Genomic DNA, 2,805 nt, shown 5'->3' on the forward strand with positions numbered 1-2,805 from the left:
TTCCACGGAACTCCCCCCGAGAACGAGACCTCGCGGAACTACCGCCGGTGGGCGGTCGAGAGCGCGGCGCTCGACCTGGCGCTCCGCCAGCGCGAGGAGTCGCTGGGGGAGTTCCTCGGGATCGACCCGGAGCCGGTCCGGTTCGTCGTCTCGACGCGGCTCGGCGATCCGCCGTCGACCGACCGCGTCGAGGAGCTGCTCTCGCGCAACTCGGATCTGGAGTTCAAGCTCGACCCGACCCCCGACTGGCCCGAGGAAGCCTTCGAGACGCTGCGCGAGACCGACGCGGTGCGCATCCTCGACCTGAAGGGGTGGTACGAGGGGACCGACGTCGACGTCGAGCCGGACCCGGAGCTGTACCGCGACGTGTTTGCGGCGTTCCCGGCTGCAGTCGTGGAGGACCCCGCGTTCACGCCGGCGACGAGCGCCTTGGTCGAGCCGCAGGCCGACCGGCTCTCCTTCGACTACCCGATCGACGGCGTCGAGAGCCTCGAATCGCTCCCCGTCGAGCCGGGGTGGTGTAACATCAAACCCTCTCGGTTCGGCACCCTCGAATCGCTGTTCGAGACGATAGCCTACTGCGAGCGCGAGGGGATCGAGCTGTACGGCGGCGGGCAGTTCGAACTGGCGAGCGGGCGCACCGCGATCCAGACGATAGCCGCGCTCTGTTACCCCGATGGCCCGAACGACGTCGCGCCCGGGGCGTTCAACGACCCGGACGCCGAACCGCCGTACCCCAAGAGTCCGCTCCGTCCGAGTCGCGACGCGGTCGGCTTCGAGTTCTGAGACCGGCGAACTGGGCGGACTGCTGCTCGACCGATTATAAACCGTTCTGCGGTGGCGCGTGCCTGCGAGCGGTCGTCTGTGGCGACCGCGAAGCAGCACCGCGCGAGGGAGTCGGTGGTCCGAAGCGAAGCGGAGGACCACCGACGAGGCTGGGGAGGCGTGAGGCCGTGCGGTGCTGTGCGGGGCGGGACTCGAAGGGGCAGTCGGAAGGCGGGCGCAGGCGACGCAAGGACCGCAACGAAGGAGCGACAGCGACTGAGTGAGGACCGCAGCGAGCGTGCGCCCGCCTTCCGGCTGGGGCTTCGGTGGTCGTGTCGTCGACAGCAACCGCGTCGAACCGGGCGACTAGGACTTCAGCGGTCGTGTCGCTCCGATCCGACTCAACCCCTTATGAGACGAACTTCAGCAGGTCGTCGCGATTATGCTCGTGGAAGCGCGTTCGGAGACACTCCTCTAACGCCTCGATGTCGCCGCGCTTCGCGCAGATCGGTGCCACCCGGTCGGACCACTGCTGCCACGGCGGGTACAGCCCGAGGCGATCGCAGATCGCGTCCAGCCGCTCGTCGAGGTCGTCGATCTTGTCGGTCTTGTTGACGGCGACGATGGGTTCGACCCCAACGTCCTCCAAGAAGCCGAACATCTCCACGTCGTGGGGGATGTTCCCGCGCTCGCGGTGGCGGTCGATGATGTCCACCGCGGCCTTCCCGTCCAGCACGACGACGCCCGCGAGGATCGAGTCGGCGTTGTCCTCCAGGTAGCGGACGATGTCCGTCTTGATCTGCTCGCGGTGTTCGTCCTCGACGCCGGACATGAAGCCGAACCCGGGGAGGTCGGTGAACATGAAGCTCTCGCTGGCCCAGTCGAAGTGGTTCGGCTGTCGGGTGACGCCCGGCTTGCCGCCGGTCGAGAAGTCGTGTCCGGTCAGTTCGCGCATCAGCGTGGACTTGCCGACGTTCGATCGTCCCACGAGGACGACCTCGGCGTCGCGGTCCGGCCGGTCTTCGAACATGTCCGACCGTGCGCGCCTGAACCGGTTAAAGGACGCGTCGTCGGAGCGTCCGGTTCAGATCGATGTCGCGGCCGCGCCGTCGCCGCCGGTCGGCTTCGCCTGAAGCCGGTCGCTCTGGTCCGCGAACGCGGTCCCGAACATCCGGAACACCGCGACCTGTCCGTAGAACTGGAGGAACGGGACGAACACTGCACCGACGACTGTCACGAGGAGGACGACCGACGCGACGAACACCCCGATCGCGACCACGATGGGCATCAGCACGGCGAGGAGGTAGTCGACGCTGAACAGCGTGGGCTTCAGCAGGCCGACGTCGAACGCGGCGCTCACCTCGCCGCGCGCGGCGTACGCCGTCAGCGCGGCGGGGACGGCGTAGTAGATCAGGAACAGCACCGGGATGAACGCGAGCGCGAGTAGCGCGCCGGTGAGACCGACGAGCGCGCCGATATCACCGCCGATCCCGCTCCCGATCCCCGCGACGACCGTGATGAAGATCCCGTACGCGACGACGGGAATCACGGAGTACGCCAGCGCGATGAGCGTCGCGACGACGCCCTTCGCCAAGAGGTCGCCCCAGTCGTCGAACTCGGGCGGGACCTCCTCGCCGGCCACCGTCCGCTCCAACACCCGAACGAGGTAGCCGAACACGGCGAACGTCGGGATGACGAGTACGGAGAGCAACCCCAATACGCCGCCGATGATGATCCGCCCGACCCAGTCGCCCCGCACGGGATAGCCGAGTCCGTCTTCGAGCACACCCGAACGAAACACCGATCTGGTACATAAACGTGGCGGCACGTCGACGAAAAAATCGCCCGCAGGCGCGCTCCCGTGCGCTGGCTACTTGTCGCTCGACACCCATATCCGTCCATGGACAAACAGGCCGTCCGCGACGCCGTGTGGGACGCCTTCGACGAGGGCGATCAGGCGCGGTTCCCCTTCCCGCCGCACGACCGAATCCCCAACTTCGCCGGGGCTGACGCGGCCGCGGAGCAACTCGCCGACACGCC

General features: G+C 67.8%; 3 protein-coding genes and 1 pseudogene (1 of these 4 running past the window's edge). 2 read left to right on the forward strand and 2 right to left on the reverse strand.

The annotated features are described in order from the left end of the window. Positions 1 to 786 (forward strand): hypothetical protein (locus BN903_RS04075; RefSeq protein WP_079890573.1); only part of this gene is annotated, 786 nt, incomplete at its 5' end. 388 nt (positions 787 to 1,174) lie between these two features. Here the strand turns inward: BN903_RS04075 and engB are convergent. Next, the gene (gene engB, locus BN903_RS04080; protein WP_048076522.1) at positions 1,175 to 1,795 is read right to left on the reverse strand and encodes a GTP-binding protein EngB; all 621 of its coding nucleotides are present in this window, start codon (positions 1,793 to 1,795) and stop codon (positions 1,175 to 1,177) included. Positions 1,796 to 1,849: 54 nt separating this feature from the next. Next, positions 1,850 to 2,551: a DUF4013 domain-containing protein gene (locus tag BN903_RS04085; RefSeq protein ID WP_048076523.1), complete on the reverse strand. Its 702-nt coding sequence runs from the start codon at positions 2,549 to 2,551 to the stop codon at positions 1,850 to 1,852. A gap of 114 nt (positions 2,552 to 2,665) precedes the next feature. Here BN903_RS04085 and BN903_RS15525 point away from each other — a divergent pair. Continuing rightward, positions 2,666 to 2,805, forward strand: a pseudogene (locus BN903_RS15525) (5-formyltetrahydrofolate cyclo-ligase) (it continues 561 nt past the right edge of the window).

The organism is Halorubrum sp. AJ67 (genome assembly GCF_000513435.1).